This window comes from Paenibacillus sp. SRL342 (genome assembly GCF_984798905.1).
On sequence record NZ_OZ481790.1, the window covers coordinates 3,271,971 to 3,291,145 of the forward strand.

Below are 19,175 nucleotides of genomic sequence, written 5' to 3' on the forward strand. Positions count from 1 at the left end.
CTCATTGCATTATTCAAATACCCAAACTATTCTCTCACATGGTTTAATCCGATTCATTCAATCTCCTAAACTTCCAAGTGAAAAAACATAGACTGATCTGTTATCTCTTCTGACTCATATTGATTCCTAACCAGACCTGTAAAGGAGGTGAGGCTTTATGTGAAATCCAGGGTATCTATTTCGTCCGCAATAAAGGTATTTTACCGTTTTATTCTGCAGAGAAGGGCATATGTACCAGACTAAATTAAAAAACCGGGTAAAAGGAGTGGAAAAGTTTGATAAAGATTAATCGGTTACGCAAGCCCATCTCCATGGGGCTCTCGCTTCTCCTTGCATTTTCGATCATTCATCCGGTTTCAGCTGAAAACTCCACATCATCCAAATTGGATATGAAATCTGGACTTGCCAAAGTTACGGAGTCCAAAGTAAACGCAAAGTTGACCAAAGAATTTGATGGTAGTGAATATGTTACCTATCTGGTGAAAATGAAGGAACAGGTGGATACAGCAGCAGTCTCCAAACAGGCCCTGGAAAAAGCGACCATCGCCAAACAAACGGCCTCAGCAACAAAGCTGTCCGTTCGTAATTCGGTCGTCAGCTCTCTGCGAGAAACGGCCTCACGTACACAATATCCATTGGAAACTTATCTGGAAAAGGAAGTTGACCTGGGCAAGGTCAAAGAATATAAAAGCTATTTTATTGTCAATTCACTGGCAGTAACGAGTACCAAAGAAGTCATGGAACAGATTGCGCTGCTGCCTGAGGTGGAGAAGATTCTACCGAATGAGACACGATACTTACAGAAAGCCGAAGTGAGTAAAGAACCGGCGAATGCGGTATCAGGCAAAGATGCTGTCCAAACGCCAGCTAAAGACTCTTCAGTCGGAGTCAAAGACAAAGAGCCTGCTGCAAAAGACAAGCTTGCAACAGAAAACGTGGAATGGAACCTGGATTACATCAATGCGCCAGCCGTGTGGGATCGGGGCATCGATGGAACAGGGATTGTTGTTGCCAATCTGGACAGTGGTGTAGATTATACCCATCCGGCGCTTCGCAGCAAATGGCGGGGACTGGATGCTTCAGGCAATATCGTTGATCCCGAACTGAGCTGGTATGATCCGCACAGTAATGCTTCCCTCCCTGCGGACGGAGACGGGCATGGTACGCACACGATGGGTACGATGGTTGGCTCTGAAGCAGATGGCACCAACCAGATCGGGGTTGCTCCCGGTGCGAAATGGATTGGTGTGCGGATATTCAATCCGGAGACAACAGATGCCATTATTCTGGATGGCGGACAGTGGTTGATCGCTCCGGTCGATGCGGAAGGCAATCTGCATCCTGAACTTGCACCGGATGTCGTCAACAACTCATGGGGCGGCGGCCCGGGACTTGATGAATGGTTCCGACCTATGGTTCAAGCCTGGCGTGATGCGCAGATTTTTCCCGAATTCTCTGCGGGAAATGTAACACTGACGAATCCGGGTGGTCCCGGCTCCGTTGCGAACCCGGCCAATTATCCCGAAAGCTTCGCAACGGGAGCCACAGATATCAATGGTAATCTGGGTTCCTTCTCCCTGCTGGGCCCATCCCCGTATGATGAGATCAAACCGGAAGTATCTGCCCCTGGTGTGAATATCCGTTCAGCAGTTCCGGGCGGAGTATATGAGGGAGGCTGGAACGGAACATCCATGGCAGGCCCGCATACAACTGCACTTGCTGCGCTGCTGCTTCAGGCCAATCATTCCCTTACGGTGGATCAGCTGGAGCAGATCATTACAGATACAGCTACGCCGAGAACCGATAGTCAGTATCCGACCTCTCCTAATAACGGCTACGGTCACGGCATTATTAATGCCCTCGATGCTGTAGGTTCTGTACTCGAAGGGATCGGCACAGTATCCGGCAGAGTGGTTACCGCCGGAGATGATCTGGAAGAGCCGGTACTGGCACATACCCCTGTTAATTCTGCCTTTACAGGCATCGATATACCATTAACCGCTCATGTGACAGATAACGTCGCGGTAGTCTCTGTCGAGGCTTTTGCCAAAACGACAGGCACCAACCAGTACGTTTATCTGCCGATGAACCGGATTGCTGGGGATAACAAAGATGGGACGTATACAGCGACAATCCCTGCTTTTCTTATTGAACCGCAAGGTGTGGAGTATTATATCCGCGTAAATGATTACGGCAACAACGGATTCGAAAGTCAGGTATATAAAGTGGCTGTATCCAATGGTGTTCAGCCAGGGTACCTTCAGGATTTTGAAGAAGATCAGCTGGGCTTCACGACTGGCGGAACCGGAAGTACTTGGGTATGGGGAGCACCAACCAGTGGTCCTGGAAGTGCATACTCCGGTGACAAGGTGATTGCAACCAATCTGCAAGGAACTTATGTGGCGAATAGCAATGCATATCTGCTTGCGCCGCCAATTGATCTCACCGAGAGTCCGGAAGGGGCATTGTTATCCTTCAAGCACTGGTATGATCTGGAGAACAACATCGACTTCGGCAAGGTATACATTGCTTCCGAGGATAGCGATTATGTGTTCGAAGAGCTGTTAACCTTCACGGGTACAGGTGGCAATTGGAAGACACAATATGTGGATCTTCGCGAATACGCGGGACAGCAGGTGTTCATCAAGTTCAATCTGACGAGCGATAATTCATTGCAAAAAGCTGGCTGGTACATTGATGATTTCGCTGTAGAAGAGCTGGATGAGATTGCTCCGGGCGCACCTGCCGGATTGTCTGCGACGGCCGATATTCTTGGTAATGTAGCCTTGAGCTGGACTGGTCCGAGCGATGAGGATCTCGAATCTTATATCGTATATCGCTCCACAAACACAGGTACAGGTTATGAATCCATTGGAACTGCAACAGGAACAACGTTTACAGATACGGCTACGGTGACAGATTCGACGTATTATTATACCGTTGCCGCACTTGATTATAGTGGCAATGAAAGTGATAAGTCGAATGAGGTCTCCATTACAGTAGAGGTGCCACAGGATATCTACATCGATCATTTCGATGGCAGTGATGATAATGGTTGGACTCATTCGGGAACCAAAGATGAGTGGGAACGAGGCATTCCGGTAACGGGACCTGCCAGCGCGGTTTCTCCTCCGAATGTCTGGGCGACTGATCTGGACAATACGTACGAGAATGGCTCCAACTATTCGCTCGTATCTCCGGTCATTGATTTGACAGATGTATCCGAAGGAACACTTACGTTTAATCATTGGTACGAGATTGAGAGTGGATACGACTACGGATATGTGGAAGTCACCAAGGATGGTGGGACCACATGGTCAGAACTGGGCAAATTCTCACATACTACAAACGGTAAACAATGGACACCTGTGTTTTATGATCTGGATGCACTTACCGGGAATGAAGTACAATTCCGGTTCCGTCTGACCTCAGACAACAGTGTTGTGAAGACAGGCTGGTTCATTGATGATTTCCGTGTACTGGGTGTTGCTGCGGAGACGGTAACGGAGGACAATGCGGTTGTGCTTAACAGTGACAAACCAAAACCGTCCTATGATAATCCATGGTACAAAATTTCGCGGACTGACAAAGCGGAATTTAACAAAACGAAACAGCAACAACCGGAAATTGAAAAACCAGGATCAGGTTCGGTTAATCCACAAAGCCTGCCTGCAAGTGCAACGGTTACCGTACTGGAAACCGGACGTTCGGTGAAGACGGATTCAGCTACAGGCAAGTATAACTTCACACACGTAGCAGGTGATTACACGTTAAAAGCTGAGGCATATGGATATTATCCTCGAACTCAGCAGGTAACGATCACCGATGGCGGTGGAGCCAAAGCCAACTTTAATCTGGAGGAAATCCCGCATGGGCAGATTGAAGGTGTAGTAACCGATGAGCGGACAGGCCAACCATTGGCTGATGCATCCGTCCTCGTGGTGGAGGATGCCAATGTAGGTGAAGTTCGCACGGGTTCAGATGGCAGCTTCGATATTCAGGTATTGGAAGGAAGTTATACCCTGTCCATCCGGGCTGCGGATTATTACAGTAAAACCGTCACTGTGACTGTCCCTGGCAATGGTACGGCTGAGGCAAATGTTGCCTTGAAACCATTCATCGGTTTCCCAGGGGAAATTGCTTATGATGATGGAACAGCAGAGAATGCACGAGCTTTTAACGCTGCGGATAACGCTTGGGCAGTTCGAATGACACCAGAGCTGGAGACCGCTCAACTGACAGGTGCATCGTTCCGATTCTGGAACACAGAGTGGCCTGTGCCTGGAGGTACAACGTTCCAATATGCCGTCTATGATGCATCGGGTGCCGGTGGAGCTCCGGGACGACAGCTGGCGGGACCATTCGATGGTACTGCACTTCGTAACGATCAATGGACAACCGTTGAATTCCCGGAACCAGTGATTGTAACGGGTGACTTCTATATCGTGTATGTACAAAGCGTAGCCGGAACAAGTGCTCCGGGACTCGCTACCGATGAGAATGGTACGAATGCTGGTCGAAGCTGGCAGCGTGTAAGCGGAGCATGGAGTACTTCACCGGTAGAAGAAGGCAATTACATGATTCGTGCAGTCGTGAGATATCCGGTAAATGCACCTGTGCTCACAGTACCTGCAAACACGTATACGAATCAATCGACCTTCACTGTGTCGGGAACGTCTCCGGCATCTGGAGCTCAGATCAAGATCTACAACGGCAAGGATCTGGCTGGCACCACAACGGTGGCAAATGGGAAGTTCTCATACGGTGTGAAGCTCCGTTCTGGCATTAATGCGATTACTGCGGAGGCAGTGGTAGACGGTAAAACAACGGACCGTTCACTCCCCGTAGTCATTATTCTGGATCAGACCAAACCACAGTTGACAATTGTTACGCCAGCTCAAGGGGATCGTATCAATGCAGAAGTGGTTTACGTAACGGGTAATGTCGTTGAACAATTCCTCGATAAGGTAACCGTTAACGGACAAACCGTACAAGTGGGTAAAGACAGAAGTTTCAGTCACCGTGTATTGGTCAATGAAGGCGAGAACACAATTACCATGACAGCAACCGATATCGCTGGTAACAAAACAACCGTAACCCGCACCGTCTATGTGGAAACGGCGTTGCCAGAACTTACGAATATTACTCCGGCTGAGGATGTTCGAATCACATCAGGGGAGAGTGTTACCGTTTCATTTGACAGTAAACCTGGTCTGCAAGCATCTTTCCGTATTCAGTTACCTTTGAATCTGAATGACCAAGGCGCAGGAGAGATTCCATTGCTGGAGACTGAACCTGGTCGTTACACGGGTACGTACACAACACCTTCATCCCTTGTTCTGGATGGTGGAGTCATTGTGATTCGTGCTCAGGATGCAGCAGGCAACAAAGTAGAGGCGGAAGCAGCTGGACGATTGTTCGTCAGCGCAGCACAAGAACAATCAGTTCCAGAACCAGATTCCAGCCCTGAAGAGACTGAAACAGAAGTAGGTCCACCGTCCGCTGAGAGTCTGCAACCTTAAACATGCAAAGTGTGACATGGATGATAACTGCATTTTGACCGTGTAAGCAAGAAGCCGATAAGCCGAGGTATCAGGGCTTGTCGGCTTTTTGTTGTATCTCGATTCACATCTCACGCCTAATTTATCTACGCCAAATAAATTTATTAATAAACTTTTGGAAATGAAGCATCCATGGGGTGCTTTTTCTTTTGTTCTCACATGAAAGCAGGTGAGTTGTCTCCTTTCTTCACATTAATGATATAACATGATATATTAGGATGTAGAACATGAGAAGTATGGGTATTTATGGAGGTGCTTGTATTGGGGAAAGATTCGGCATCCAAGCCGATGTATGAACAGATCTTTGAATCCTTGCGCGAACGGATACAGCTTCATCAATATCAAGTGGGTGAGCGTGTTCCTTCGGAGAAGGAATTATGTGATGAATTCGGAGTGAGCCGGATTACAACTAAAAAAGCGCTTGAGATGCTGGCGAGTGAACAATTAATTGTTCGTCAGCCGGGACGGGGTTCTTTTGTAGCCGACACAGCAGAAATGTTACAAGAAAGATCTAACAGACCTGCTCCGCGTGCTGCGATCAAAGATCCAGAGAAGAAGCTGCTCATTGGTCTGGTCATCACTAACTTCAGTGATATGTATGGTACAGAACTGTTATATGGGATGGAAGAAGCTTCCCGAGAGCATGATTGTTTTCTCGTACTTAGACGTTCCTTCGGGATTCCCGAACAGGAGGAACAGAGCATTCAGGAACTGCTGGAACTGGGTGTGGATGGATTGATTATTTTCCCGGCACAGGGTGAATATTTCAGCGATGAGATTCTTAAACTGGTCGTTAATAAATTCCCGTTTGTCCTGATTGACCGGTACTTGAAAGGCATCCCGGCTTCATCTGTCAGTACGGATAATGTAGGCGCGGCGCGAGAAGGGACGAATTATCTGTTCGATCTCGGTCACCGACACATCGCTTTTCTGACGCAGCCTCCGGCGAACACTACACCGATCGAAGAACGAATTGAAGGCATTATTGAGGCTCACAATGATCAAGGAGTTCTGGTGAACAGGGAACTGTGGTTAGAATCTTTTCTTTCGACACTGCCAAGTGTGTTTGATCCTCAAGTCGAGGTCCGTGATGTGGAGACACTGGTGGAACATTTACAGAAATACCCTCAGATTACTGCACTCTTTGCTGCGGAGTATCATATTGCTTTACTTGCAGAACAGGCAGCGGATCGGCTTGGTCTGAGAATCCCGGAAGATATGTCCATCATTTGCTTTGACAGTCCAAACGCTGCCGAAGGAAGCCGAGTAACCCATATGAGACAAAGCCAGTTTGATATGGGAAAACAGGCATTCGAGATGGTGCTTCAAAGTATGCAAAATAACGAAATGACAGTGAACAGAGTTGTTTTGCCTGCCCGTTTGGTGAAGGGGAAGTCAACGAGTATGGTGAAACAAAAGGGTTAATTATAGCAACTTAATATTCATTGTGTTCAATCAGGGGCTTCGTGTAAACGAGGCCTCTTTTTGGTGTGGATAAAATGGGGAGAATTGCTTTAAATGGTATGTTATTTGATGCCGTTGAATTAAAATAACATGCTAATATACAAATAAATATATTGACATAACATTATATTCGTTTTAGGATGATGAAAGCGGTTAACAAACTGGATTACATAAGGAGGACAACATGCTGACACCCAGAGATGATCAAGAAATTTCCCCCTCGATATACGACATGATTGATCGGGTTAACAAACGTATGCCGGAATATCCGGAACTTAACCAAATGTTTAAAAATTGTTTTACCAATACGATGGCAACCACGATTCAGCGCAAAGAAGATGGAACAACTTTTGTGATTACGGGAGATATTCCTGCCATGTGGTTACGTGATTCTGCTGCTCAGGTCAGACCTTATCTGGTTCTCGCTTCAGAGGATGAAGATATTGCCGACATGATCGCTGGACTGGTTGAACGTCAACTGAATTATATTCTCCTGGACCCTTATGCAAACGCTTTTAATGAGACGGAGAGTGGAAAAGGACATCAGGAAGACCTGACGCAGATGAATGATTGGATCTGGGAACGGAAGTATGAGATCGACTCACTGGCTTATCCGATTCAGCTCAGTTATCTCTTGTGGAAGAACACGGGAAGAACAACTCAATTCAATGATACGTTCCGTAAAGCAGCCCAGATCATCATGCAGTTATGGCAAGTGGAACAGCATCATGAGACGAAATCACCCTACACGTTCCAACGTCTGGATGCTCCTGAGACCGATACGCTCACCCGAGAGGGACGAGGTACTGAAACGGTATACACAGGCATGACTTGGTCGGGATTCCGTCCCAGCGACGATCGCTGTGAATATGGATATCTGATTCCATCCAATATGTTCGCCGTGGTGGCGCTTCGATATCTAAAGGAAATTGCTGAAGCGGTGTTCGAAGATGAAACGCTGGCAGCGACTGCTCAGCAGTTGGAGGAACAGATCAACATAGGTATTCAGGATTATGGCACCGTTGAACATCCGGAATATGGAACCATATATGCATACGAAACGGATGGGAAAGGCAATTACAATCTGATGGATGATGCCAATGTGCCGAGCCTGCTGTCTTTACCTTATCTCGGATATGTGGAGGAGAACGACGAGGTGTATCAGAATACACGCCGTTTCATTCTATCCTCGCACAACCCGTATTTTTATGAGGGAACAGCAGCAGCGGGAATTGGTAGTCCGCATACACCGGAAGGGTACATCTGGCATATCGCTTTATCGATGCAGGGGCTGACTACGGAGGATCGCAATGAAAAACTACGATTGCTTCAGCTCATCCATAAGACGGATGCGGATACCGGACTGACCCATGAAGGTTTTTCGGCCAACAATCCACATGAATATACACGTCCATGGTTTTCATGGTCCAACATGCTCTTTAGTGAACTGATGATGGATTATTGCGGATTCCGCGTACAGAAATAGGATAGGAAAGCAAGAGATAACCTGCGAGTACATCATAACGTTCGGAGTTCGTTGAATTCCGACAAGAGGAGAGCGAATCATGAGAAAATTATCATTGAAAATGCCGGTAGCAGCAGTTATGACATCCTTGCTCATTCTTACTACAGCCTGTTCGGGTGGAAGCTCAAGCACAGGCACAACCAGTGATGGCAAGAAGGAAGTAACCGTATCATTCCGTTCTTCAGGATCTGAAGATACACTTACGAAATTCTTCCAATCAGGCTTGGTGGATCAATTCGAGAAAGAAAATCCGGATATCAAAATCAACATTGCGCCTGTACTGGCAAGTGAGGGTGATTATACGTCCAAAATGGTTCTGCAAATGAAATCCCCGGATACGGCGCCTGATGTCATTGCCGAAGATACATCCATCATCAAATCCGATGCTGTTGCGGGATATCTGGAGCCGCTGGATACACAGGTTCAGGGATGGCCCGATTGGGAAGAACACATCATCGACAACCTGAAGGCAGGGGTTACCGGAGAAGACGGCAAAGTGTACGGCGTTCCGGCTACCTCGGATACACGCGGAATCTGGTACAACAAGGAACTGTTTCAACAGGCAGGACTTGAAGTTCCGTTCAAACCTGCAAGCTGGGCAGAAGTACTCGAAGCAGCACGTACCATCAAGCAAAAGCTGCCGGGTGTGACGCCACTTAATATGATCGTGGGCAAAGCAAACGGGGAAGGTGTCACCATGCAAACACTGGAAATGCTGCTCTATGGTACGGCGGATACGCTGTATAACGACACGAGCAAGAAATGGGTCGTGAACAGCCCGGGGCTGCTGGATTCCTTCAAATTCATAGATCAAGTGTTTAACACGGATAAAACAGGTCCAACCATGCAGGTTGCCCTGAATGGACAAGCTGGCAGTATTGCATTCCAGCAACAGTTCCCGCAAGACAAACTGGCGATGGCTGTAGATGGTAGCTGGGCAGGTTCGACATGGGCCGAGAACGGTGCTGCTCCAATCGCCAACGTTGAAGAGAAAATAGGCTTTGCACCATTCCCGACACAAAATGGGGAAGAACCTGGCGCGACTACAATGTCTGGAGGATGGGCTTGGTCAGTTCCTGCACAAGCGAAGAACAAGGAAGCAGCTTGGAAATTTATCGAGTTCCTGATGAATAAGGAAAATGCGACTGCTCGCGTAGTAGCGGAAGGCAGCCTCAGCCCACGTAACGATTCCACAGAAGTTGAAGGTTATACGGAGCGTCCATATACCAAAGAAGCACAGGAACTCTTGAATGTGGCCCACTTCCGTCCAGCGAACGATCAATATGCAGCGGTATCCGCACAATTGCAAAGCATTGTTGAGAGTATTGCCTCTGGCAAGCTGACGCCGGAAGAGGGAGTTACACAATTGAAGGACAACGTATCCCGTTCCCTTGGCGCGGACAGCATCGAAGAGAAATAAGGATATCGATATATTCGGAGGGGGAGGCACAATCTCCCCTTTTTCCGGTTCGAATGGAGAGTGACTTATGAAAAGGAAAGCACCAGGTTCATTTCTGTTTCTCATGCCTTCCGTACTGTTATTACTTGTGTTTTTCATTGTTCCCATCATTCTGACGATCTGTTTTGCCTTTACGAATATGGCTCTTACCGGGGCGGCAGCCAAGAGTTTGGAGTTTGTTGGATTCCAGAATTTCATTAATATGTTCCATGATCCGGACTTCCGGATTAGTGTCTGGCGCACGCTGGTTTTTCTCATCTTCTCCGCAGTGATTGGTCAGGTGTTGCTTGGGTTCATACTGGCTCTTCTAATGAAAGAGAAAAATGTGACGTTCCGCCGGGTCATCGGGATCATCGTCATTGCCGGTTGGGTGACACCCGAGATTGTCGTGGCATTCTGTATGGTGGCCTTTTTCAGTGACAATGGCTCATTGAATCAGATCCTCGGCTGGTTTGGAGCGAATCCAGTCTCCTGGTTGTTCAGTTTCCCTATGGTGAGTGTCATTATCGCGAATATCTGGCACGGCACAGCCTTTTCCATGATGGTCTATCAGTCGGCACTGGATGATATCCCGAAGGAAGTTGAAGAAGCTGCGATTATTGACAGTGCCACCGGGTTCCAGATTGTCAGACACATTACGATTCCAATGGTAAAAGGGTCCATCGTGACCAACATGATGTTGGTTACCCTACAGACACTTGGTGTGTTCACGCTAATCTATACGATGACCGGTGGTGGCCCGGGTACTTCGACACAAACCTTGCCGATCTTCATGTACAACCAGGCTTTTGTGAACTATCAATTTGGATACGGCACAGCCATATCTCTGGTTCTGTTGTTCATCGGTATTATCGCCAGCCTGTTCTACATGCGATCCATGAAAGTGAAAGTGTAACCATGAAGGAGGTTCGATCCCAATGGTCAAACATGGGCTTCAACGTAAAATCCAGTACGGGATTCTAGTCTTTCTAGGGCTCTGTTTTTTATTGCCGCTGCTCTGGATCATTCTGGCTTCATTTGACCCAAATGCGCAACAGGGCATCAAAATGCCCAGTACCTGGACCATTCAAAATTTCAAGGATGTGCTCGGGGATTCGAGCAATCTTCGTTCATTCGGTGTAGGCCTTATTCTGTCGGGAGGGCAAGCGATATTGGTTGTTCTGGTATCAGTTCTTGCTGCTTATCCTTTATCCCGTTATGAAATGAGATTCAAAAAAAGCTTTCTGTTATCGATTCTGTTCATGACAGCTCTTCCGATTACTGCCGTGATGGTTCCGGTATTTCAAATGTTTCTGTTCTTCAAAATGCAAAATAGCATCATTGCCACGATGCTGTTCCTGACCGCATCCTCACTTCCTTACGGCATCTGGATGATGAAAAACTTCATGGATTCGGTGCCGATTGATCTGGAAGAATCGGCATGGATCGACGGTGCATCCGTGTGGAACGGATTGAGACGAATCGTGGCACCATTGATGTTGCCTGGTATTGCAACGATAGCGATATTTACCTTTTCGGGAAGTTGGGGCAACTTCTTCGTGCCATACATCCTGCTCCAGACACCGGAGAAACTTCCGGCATCAGTCACGATTTATCAATTCTTTGGCAGTCACGGTATGGTTGAATACGGCAGATTGGCTGCATTCTCACTACTTTATACAATGCCTTCGGTTGTGTTATATATCTTCTCCCAGCGGTACATGTCAAAGGGCTTCAGCATGGGCGGGGCAACCAAAGGTTAACGACAGGAGGTACGCAACATGACAACCAAAAAGACGGCACATCTTATCTCGCATACCCATTGGGATCGCGAATGGTATATGCCTTATGAACACCATCATGTACTGCTCATTGAGCTGATGGATAAACTGCTGGACACGCTTGATCAGGACCCGGAATATCGTTATTTCCATCTGGATGGGCAGACGATTATTCGTGAAGATTATTTGCAGGTTCGGCCCGAACAACAGGAGAGGCTCGACCGTTATATTCGTGAAGGACGCATCCATTTTGGTCCATGGTATGTGTTGCAGGATGAGTTTCTGACCAGCAGTGAGGCCAACTTGCGTAATCTGCTCATCGGGCATCGTGATGCTCGACCTTTGGGTGTGATATCCAAGACGGGATACTTCCCGGACTCGTTCGGAAATATGGGACAAGCACCGCAGATTCTGCAACAGGCGGATATTCATAACGCGATCTTCGGGCGTGGGGTAAAGCCTACGGGATTCAATAATGCGGTGGTTGATGCAGACAGTTACGAATCTCCCTATTCCGAGATGATCTGGCGTTCGCCGGATGGTTCGGAAGTGCTCGGCATTTTGTTCGCGAATTGGTACTGCAATGGGATGGAGGTTCCGGTTGATCCGGAGAAAGCCCGAGTATATTGGGATAAAAATCTGGAGGATGCCGAGAAATTTGCCTCGACCCCACACCTGTTGTTCATGAATGGTTGTGATCACCAGCCGATCCAGACGGATCTGCCCGAGGCATTACGCACGGCAGCTGCCTTGTATCCTGATGTGGAATTTATTCACTCCAATTTTAACGATTACATTGAGGCAGTTAAGAAGGATGTCCCTGAGCATCTGGCGACCATTGAGGGCGAGCTTCGCAGTCAGCACACGGATGGTTGGGGAACACTGGTGAATACGGCATCTGCCAGGGTTTATCTGAAACAGTTGAATCAGCAGGGGCAGATGTTGCTTGAAAAAGTAGCCGAACCACTCGCCGCCATGGCCCATATGGCTGGGGTAAAGGATTATCCGCACCATCTGTTGACACATGCATGGAAGATGCTGATGCAGAACCACCCGCATGATAGCATCTGCGGATGCAGTGTGGATGAGGTTCACCGTGAGATGGTGACCCGATTCGCCAAGAGCAGACAGCTTGCAGAGAAATTGGTTTCCCAGAGTGCGCAGGCGATTGCTGAGTCCATTCATGTGCAACCTGCTGAGGCTTGGGGAGAGGAAGCGGTGCCGTTTACCGTGTTCAACACGAGTGGTTGGAATCGAAATGGAATCATTGAGATGGACCTGATTGTGGACAAAGCATTTTTCCCGGAAGGTCCTAACCCTCAGGCACTTGCGCAGAAGGTGGAAAAAGATGCACTGCCAGTGTATCAGCTGGTCGATTCGGATGGACGCACGTACTCGGCAGAAATCAAGGATCTGGGTGCGCATTTTGGCTATGAACTTCCGAAGGATCGCTTCCGACAGCCTTATATGGCTCGTAAAGTAAGAGTGACTTTTCAGGCGGTGGATGTACCTTCTCTGGGCTATAAGACGTATGCTCTCATTCCAGTGGAGAAACAAGCAGAGATTGCTGAAGTGCCCGATATGAGCGAACTCATCCAGGTTCAGGGAATGATGATGGAGAACGGTCAATTGCGGGTGACGGTTGAAGAGAATGGTACGGCAACAATTGAAGATAAGGTCTCAGGTGCTGTATACCAGGGATTGAATTCATATGAGAATACCGGTGATATCGGCAATGAATATGTCTACCGTCAACCCGAGGGAGAGACAACGCTGACCACGGAGCATCTGAAGGCGGACCTGCGGATTGTGGAGCAGTCTCCGTATCGGGCAGTTATGCAAAGTGTATTACGCTGGGATATTCCTGCTGGAGCAGATGAACTGTTCGAGCTGGAGAAGCGCCAAATGGTTCCTTTTACAGAACGGAAGGCACAGCGAGTCGAGCAGAATGTTCCGCTTGTGATTACGACAACGTATACGTTGGAAGCAGGCAGTAATATGGTCAAGGTAAAGTCTGACTTTAACAATCAGGCCAAGGATCATCGACTGCGTGCACTCTTTCCATCCGGACTGGTGACAGACAATCATTATGCAGATTCCATCTTTGAAATCGCCAAACGTTCCAATACACCGGCCAAAGAATGGGTGAATCCAAGTAATGCGCAGCATCAGCAAGCGTTTGTACATGTGACCGATGGTGATCATGGCTTGATGATTGCAAACAAAGGGCTGAATGAATACGAGATTTTACAGCATGAAGAGGGCAGTACGATTGCAGTTACGCTGCTGCGTGCCTCTTCGGAACTGGGAGATTGGGGTGTGTTTGAAACACCGGAAGCTCAATGTCTGGGATCTCAGAGTGTGGAATATGCGATTATTCCATTTGCGGGCGATGCTGCACAGTCAGGTGCATGTGCATCCGCATACGTGTATCCGATTCCGTGGACGACTGTACAGCAAGGGGCACTTGCGTATACATTTGAGCGAGAAAGTCATGCCGGTGCCGATGGGTACAAGGTGGAACTACCTTTGACGAAGCAATGGTTAGCGTGGAATTCGCAAGGTTCGACACTGGCATTCTCCACATTGAAGATCGCAGAGGAAACCGGAGATTTGATTGCTCGCTGGTATAATTTGAACTCTGAATCGGTTGAGTTGAACGTGCAAACTGGATTCGAATGTGCTTCCGTCTATGAGAGCGATGTGCTGGAACGGGTTAAGGGCACGTTGGAGGGACACAGCCAGATGGTATCCGGGTACAAAATCGTTACACAAGGGTATGCGTTACGTTGAGTTGATTATTGAACATCATAACTATAGAAACCTCCTGTTCACGGTAGAGTGGACAGGAGGTTTTTGGATGTTTTCTTCTAATTGGGGATATCAAATCAAAAAATAGAATAAAAAAATATTGCAGTTTCATCTTTAAATTTTGATTCCGTTTCCTCTACTATTTTCTAGCACAATTAGTCTGTCTATTGAGGCAAATTTAATTTCCTCGTATCTTTATTTCTTTAGAGTTCAACCGAATTTCTCTCCTTGTATGGACTAATTATAATATGGTCTATTTTTGTTTGACAATTTTTTTGTCTTTAGATACTATAACATAAACGACAGTGATCACTGACATTCTTTGAAAAGAGGAATCAAGTTGTCTAACAATACAAAATTAAGCAGCAAGGAGAAATTAATGACGGCTGCTATCGATTTAATTTCAAAAAAAGGTTATAGCTCTGTAACAACTCAAGAAATTGCCACTACTGCTGGTTTAAGTGAGAAAACATTATTTCGACAATTTGGGACGAAACAAAACTTATTAGAAACAGCTTTTGACCATTATCACTACTCAGAAGAAATGGCAAAGATATTTAATGAAAGGTTAGTATGGGATCTACAAACGGACTTGTTATTGATCTGTAGAACATATCATGAAATTATGAATCGTAATCGAAAAATGATTATGATTAGCTTAAAAGAAGAAGATAATTTACCTGGGTTCAGAGAACGAACAATAAAACATCCTCGTCAACTAATGGAGGTATTAACTAATTATTTTAATGCCATGTATGACAAAGGAAAGTTGATAGAAACGAATCCTGAATTACAAGCTTTTTCTTTCATGGCACTGAATTATGGTACGTTTATAAATCATCTAGATGAACAATCTAATTTTCCAACCCTCTCATTGGAAGATATAATTAAAGAGACTGTATGGATATTTTCTAGGGCGTTAACTCCCTAGTTTTTTTTCAACAAAATGACAGTAAGTACTGACTGTCATTTGACTATTCATTCAATGCATACAAAGAATCGAGGAAAATGATATGAACACCAAAGCTGCTACAACAAATGAAACAGGCCCACTTTTACTGCGTGTGCTAGTCTTCACACTTATCATTTCAGTCATGAACGGAACCATGTTTAATGTGGTCTTGCCAGTAATTAGCAAAGAATTCCAACTCACTGCATCACAAGTAACTTGGATTGTTTCAGGCTATTTGATTGTGTATGCGATAGGTACAGTTACCTATGGGAAACTGACAGATAAATTTAGTATTAAAAGTTTAATTACGTTTGGTCTGTTACTTCTGACGGTTGGATCTCTTGTGGGAGTAGCTGCTACACAATATTGGATGATCATCGTTGCACGTATCTTGCAAGCCGCTGGTGCGGCTGTGATACCTGCGTTGGCTATGATAATTCCTGTTCGTTTTTTTTCACCTGAGAAGCGTGGGCGCGCTTTGGGAACCTCTGCAATAGGTACGGCTCTTGGAGCAGCACTTGGTCCAATTATCGCCGGATTTGTCTCAAGTGCTTTAAATTGGAAATTTCTCTTTGTCATACCTCTGCTTTCTCTTATCACATTACCTTTGTATAGAAAGTATTTGGATGATGAGCCGGTGACAAACGAAAAGATTGATTATATCGGCGGAATTTTATTGGCAGGAACGGTTGCTACATTCTTACTCGCACTTACACAATCCAATATGTGGTTGTTAGTAACTGGACTAGTTATCCTAGTTTTGTTTATCATTCGAATTCGCTATGCCTCTGTCCCCTTTGTGAATCCAGCGATCTTTAGAAATAAACAATATTCTAAAGGGATGGCTATTGCATTTGTATTAGTCGCTGTTGGATTCGGCATTCCATTCCTGACACCGCTCATGTTGTCGGATGTTAATGGTCTGTCACCTGCATCAATCGGGCTCATTATGTTACCTTCAGCTCTTATTACCGCCATTCTTGGACGTAAGGGTGGAAAATTAGCGGATGAGAAAGGGAATCCATTTCTACTGTATATCGCATCAACACTTCTTGCTGGAGGTTTCATTATTCTATCGTCAGTGGTGGGGATGTCGCCTACGTATATTCAAATATTCCTTACCTTAGGTGTAATGGGTCAATCTTATATACAAATTGCTATGTCAAACACCATCTCACGAACTTTGCCTAAAGATGAGGTAGGAATCGGTATGGGATTGTTATCGATGTTTAACTTTATTGCAGCAGCAGTATCCACGACTGCGATTGGTAAGCTACTTGACGGTGGAGCAACTACTGTTCACTTGAATCCGTTTGTTCATGATAAGGTTGCTTTTGTGTACAGTAACATATTGCTGGTGCTGGCTTTAATAGTCGTTGTAATGGCAGTACTTTATTCTCTTCAATTTGGACGTAAATCCAACAATAAATAAACATCTTATTGGAATTGAAAGAATATCTTCTGCGGACTAGACCCTAATGATCAGTCGAGTATGCGTTCTGTGTAATAACGAGATTTATCAAGCGGTCTGCTTATGTACACGATTCCGATGTATAAATATCTAATAAAAATATATGTCGTGATTTTATACATTTATTGTCGTGAGTTTCTATTAAAAATAGATTAAGTCTGTGATAACTTATAGATAAATGTCAGAATATTATATAGTATGGAGGTAAGACACATTGACCATTCGAATTGGGAAAATTAGCTTGTGGCATGTTCACGCATGGGATTACATCAAGCAGGCACAGGAACATGAGGATACAGTTATCGCAGCTGTTTGGGATGACGATGCCAAGCGGGGGCAGGAAGCGGCTGAACGTTTAAACGTACCATTCTATGCTTCACTCGAAGATATGCTCGCCAAGGATGACATCGATGCCGTTATTGTAGATGCGCCAACCCGCATCCATGAAGAGGTGATCACCGCTGCTGCAAAAGCAGGTAAACACATCTTCACGGAGAAGGTTATTGCATCAACACAGGCGGAATCTAACAGAATCCTTAATGAGGTAAAGGCAAACAACGTCAAGATGACAGTTTCCTTACCACGTCTGAATGCAGGGTATACGTTAACGATTCAGGATGTACTTAACCAGGGATTGCTTGGTAAAGTGACTTATGTAAGAGCGCGTTTATCGCATGATGGAGCAATATCGAACTGGTTGCCTGAACACTTCTATGATCTGAAGGATTGTCAGGGCGGTGCGCTGATTGATCTGGGCTGCCATCCCATGTATCTCGCCAAATTGTTTCTGGGTCAGGAAGTAACAGCGGTTAACGCGAACTTCGGATATATTACAGGCAAAGAAGTGGAAGATAATGCAGTCGCAACCTTGTTTACGGATTCTGGAGCAGTCGGCGTTGTTGAAGCTGGTTTTGTGAACAGCCATTCTCCATTTACGATTGAGGTTCATGGTACGGAAGGTACGCTTCTGTACGGAACACCCGAAGAAAAGTTATTGATTCGCACGAAAGCAGCAGAGGGACAGTATCAAGAGTGGACTGAGCTTCCTTTGGCAGACCAAAGAGAAAGCGCATTCAATCAATGGGTTGCACATATACAGAATGATACGGATGCAACCGAAAACGTGCAGATTGCTATGGAGCTGACCCGGTTGATGGAAGCAGCGAATCTCTCTGCCAAAGAAGGGCGCAGAATCACTCTGAATGAGTTGAAGGGTTAGGTTTTATTAAGGAGGTATGCAATCTTGAGCCTGTATCCTTATGAGAAAATGCTTGAACGGCAGGATCTCCTGGAGAGACTGGATATTTCAATGGTTTGGGGACATTATGAGATTCGCGTGATGCGATTTCATCTGACTTCTTTTCCAGCGGGCCGAGTTGTGGATTTCCATAATCATGCAGAGTTTGAGTTTCATTTTATCCCAAGAGGTAAAGGTAAAGTTATTCTCGATGATCAGACACATGCACTCTCGGAAGGTATGCTTTATTTGACTGGACCGGGTGTACTTCATTATCAGGAGGCTGATGCCAAAGAGGACATGGATGAATTATGTCTTCATGTGGATATCGTTCACAAGCCAAGAGAGCATGTTGATCCCTGGGAAGCAGCAGAGTCTGAGGAAACGATGGAAAAGCTGAGAACGCTTCCGCTTACTCCAGTGAATGATTATCATCGGGCAATGCATTGTTTTTTGGAAGCCTACGAGGCATGTGATCAGAAATTGTTAGGTTATTATACGTCGATCAAGCAACTGGTTATCAGCATATTACTCAAAACCGTGCGAGCATACGACACCGGGGGGAATCGACCGGAAGCCCCTGTGCGGGATATGTCGGTGTATCGCTATGAGTATGCAGTGCAGTATATGGAGGCGAATCACCCTACAGTGGTCACGCTGGAGCATGTAGCTGAGAAACTTCATATTAGCAGCAGACAATTGCAGCGAATCTTCTACCAGGTACAGCCGGAGATGCCGTTCAGCCGTGTACTGGAGGATATTCGTCTGCGCGCCGTGTGCCGCAATCTGGAGGAAAGTAACGTATCCATTGAACAGATCGCTCTTGCTTCAGGCTTCAATAATGCCAACTATTTGCATGCTGTATTTCGCAAACGTCTGGGGATGACCCCGTCGGCTTTTCGCAAAATGAAACAACCAATACTTAAGTGAGGGTG

At 46.2% G+C, this 19,175-nt stretch carries 11 protein-coding genes; all 11 read left to right on the plus strand.

From position 1 onward, the window contains the following. Window positions 1-275 precede the first annotated feature (275 nt). The 11 genes from AC4E8D_RS14430 (at window position 276) to AC4E8D_RS14480 (ending at window position 19,170) form a co-directional block, all read left to right on the plus strand. Complete coding sequence (locus AC4E8D_RS14430) at window positions 276-5,522, plus strand: S8 family peptidase (protein WP_221819488.1); 5,247 nt, start codon at window positions 276-278, stop codon at window positions 5,520-5,522. A gap of 291 nt (window positions 5,523-5,813) precedes the next feature. After that, on the plus strand, window positions 5,814-6,986 hold the full coding sequence (locus AC4E8D_RS14435) for a GntR family transcriptional regulator (RefSeq protein ID WP_313771423.1): 1,173 nt from the start codon (window positions 5,814-5,816) through the stop codon (window positions 6,984-6,986). Between the two features lie 223 nt (window positions 6,987-7,209). After that, entirely contained in the window at window positions 7,210-8,511 is a 1,302-nt protein-coding gene (locus AC4E8D_RS14440) for a glycoside hydrolase family 125 protein (protein ID WP_260632634.1), read from the plus strand. 79 nt (window positions 8,512-8,590) lie between these two features. Next, window positions 8,591-9,970: an extracellular solute-binding protein gene (locus AC4E8D_RS14445; RefSeq protein ID WP_490206398.1), complete on the plus strand. Its 1,380-nt coding sequence runs from the start codon at window positions 8,591-8,593 to the stop codon at window positions 9,968-9,970. A gap of 67 nt (window positions 9,971-10,037) precedes the next feature. After that, a complete protein-coding gene (locus tag AC4E8D_RS14450; RefSeq protein WP_036608294.1) occupies window positions 10,038-10,904 on the plus strand; it encodes a carbohydrate ABC transporter permease in 867 nt (288 codons plus the stop codon). A gap of 22 nt (window positions 10,905-10,926) precedes the next feature. Further along, window positions 10,927-11,751 (plus strand): carbohydrate ABC transporter permease, encoded by an 825-nt coding sequence (locus AC4E8D_RS14455; protein ID WP_076211825.1) that lies wholly within the window; start codon window positions 10,927-10,929, stop codon window positions 11,749-11,751. A gap of 18 nt (window positions 11,752-11,769) precedes the next feature. Then, on the plus strand, window positions 11,770-14,562 hold the full coding sequence (locus tag AC4E8D_RS14460; RefSeq protein ID WP_221819485.1) for an alpha-mannosidase: 2,793 nt from the start codon (window positions 11,770-11,772) through the stop codon (window positions 14,560-14,562). 358 nt (window positions 14,563-14,920) lie between these two features. Next, window positions 14,921-15,511 (plus strand): TetR/AcrR family transcriptional regulator, encoded by a 591-nt coding sequence (locus AC4E8D_RS14465; protein WP_260632633.1) that lies wholly within the window; start codon window positions 14,921-14,923, stop codon window positions 15,509-15,511. 82 nt (window positions 15,512-15,593) lie between these two features. Further along, entirely contained in the window at window positions 15,594-16,964 is a 1,371-nt protein-coding gene (locus AC4E8D_RS14470) for an MFS transporter (RefSeq protein WP_221819484.1), read from the plus strand. A 253-nt stretch (window positions 16,965-17,217) separates the two neighbouring features. Then, window positions 17,218-18,222, plus strand: coding sequence for a Gfo/Idh/MocA family protein (locus AC4E8D_RS14475; protein ID WP_221819483.1), 1,005 nt, complete (start codon window positions 17,218-17,220; stop codon window positions 18,220-18,222). 24 nt (window positions 18,223-18,246) lie between these two features. Beyond that, on the plus strand, window positions 18,247-19,170 hold the full coding sequence (locus AC4E8D_RS14480; RefSeq protein WP_260632632.1) for an AraC family transcriptional regulator: 924 nt from the start codon (window positions 18,247-18,249) through the stop codon (window positions 19,168-19,170). Window positions 19,171-19,175 lie beyond the last annotated feature (5 nt).

Bases quoted from the DNA above. Each gene is read 5' to 3' on its own strand.
- AC4E8D_RS14460 (WP_221819485.1), top strand. From the start codon at position 11,770: ATGACAACCAAAAAGACGGCACATCTTATCTCGCATACCCATTGGGAT.
- AC4E8D_RS14450 (WP_036608294.1), top strand. From the start codon at position 10,038: ATGAAAAGGAAAGCACCAGGTTCATTTCTGTTTCTCATGCCTTCCGTA.
- AC4E8D_RS14445 (WP_490206398.1), top strand. From the start codon at position 8,591: ATGAGAAAATTATCATTGAAAATGCCGGTAGCAGCAGTTATGACATCC.
- AC4E8D_RS14470 (WP_221819484.1), top strand. From the start codon at position 15,594: ATGAACACCAAAGCTGCTACAACAAATGAAACAGGCCCACTTTTACTG.
- AC4E8D_RS14455 (WP_076211825.1), top strand. From the start codon at position 10,927: ATGGTCAAACATGGGCTTCAACGTAAAATCCAGTACGGGATTCTAGTC.
- AC4E8D_RS14440 (WP_260632634.1), top strand. From the start codon at position 7,210: ATGCTGACACCCAGAGATGATCAAGAAATTTCCCCCTCGATATACGAC.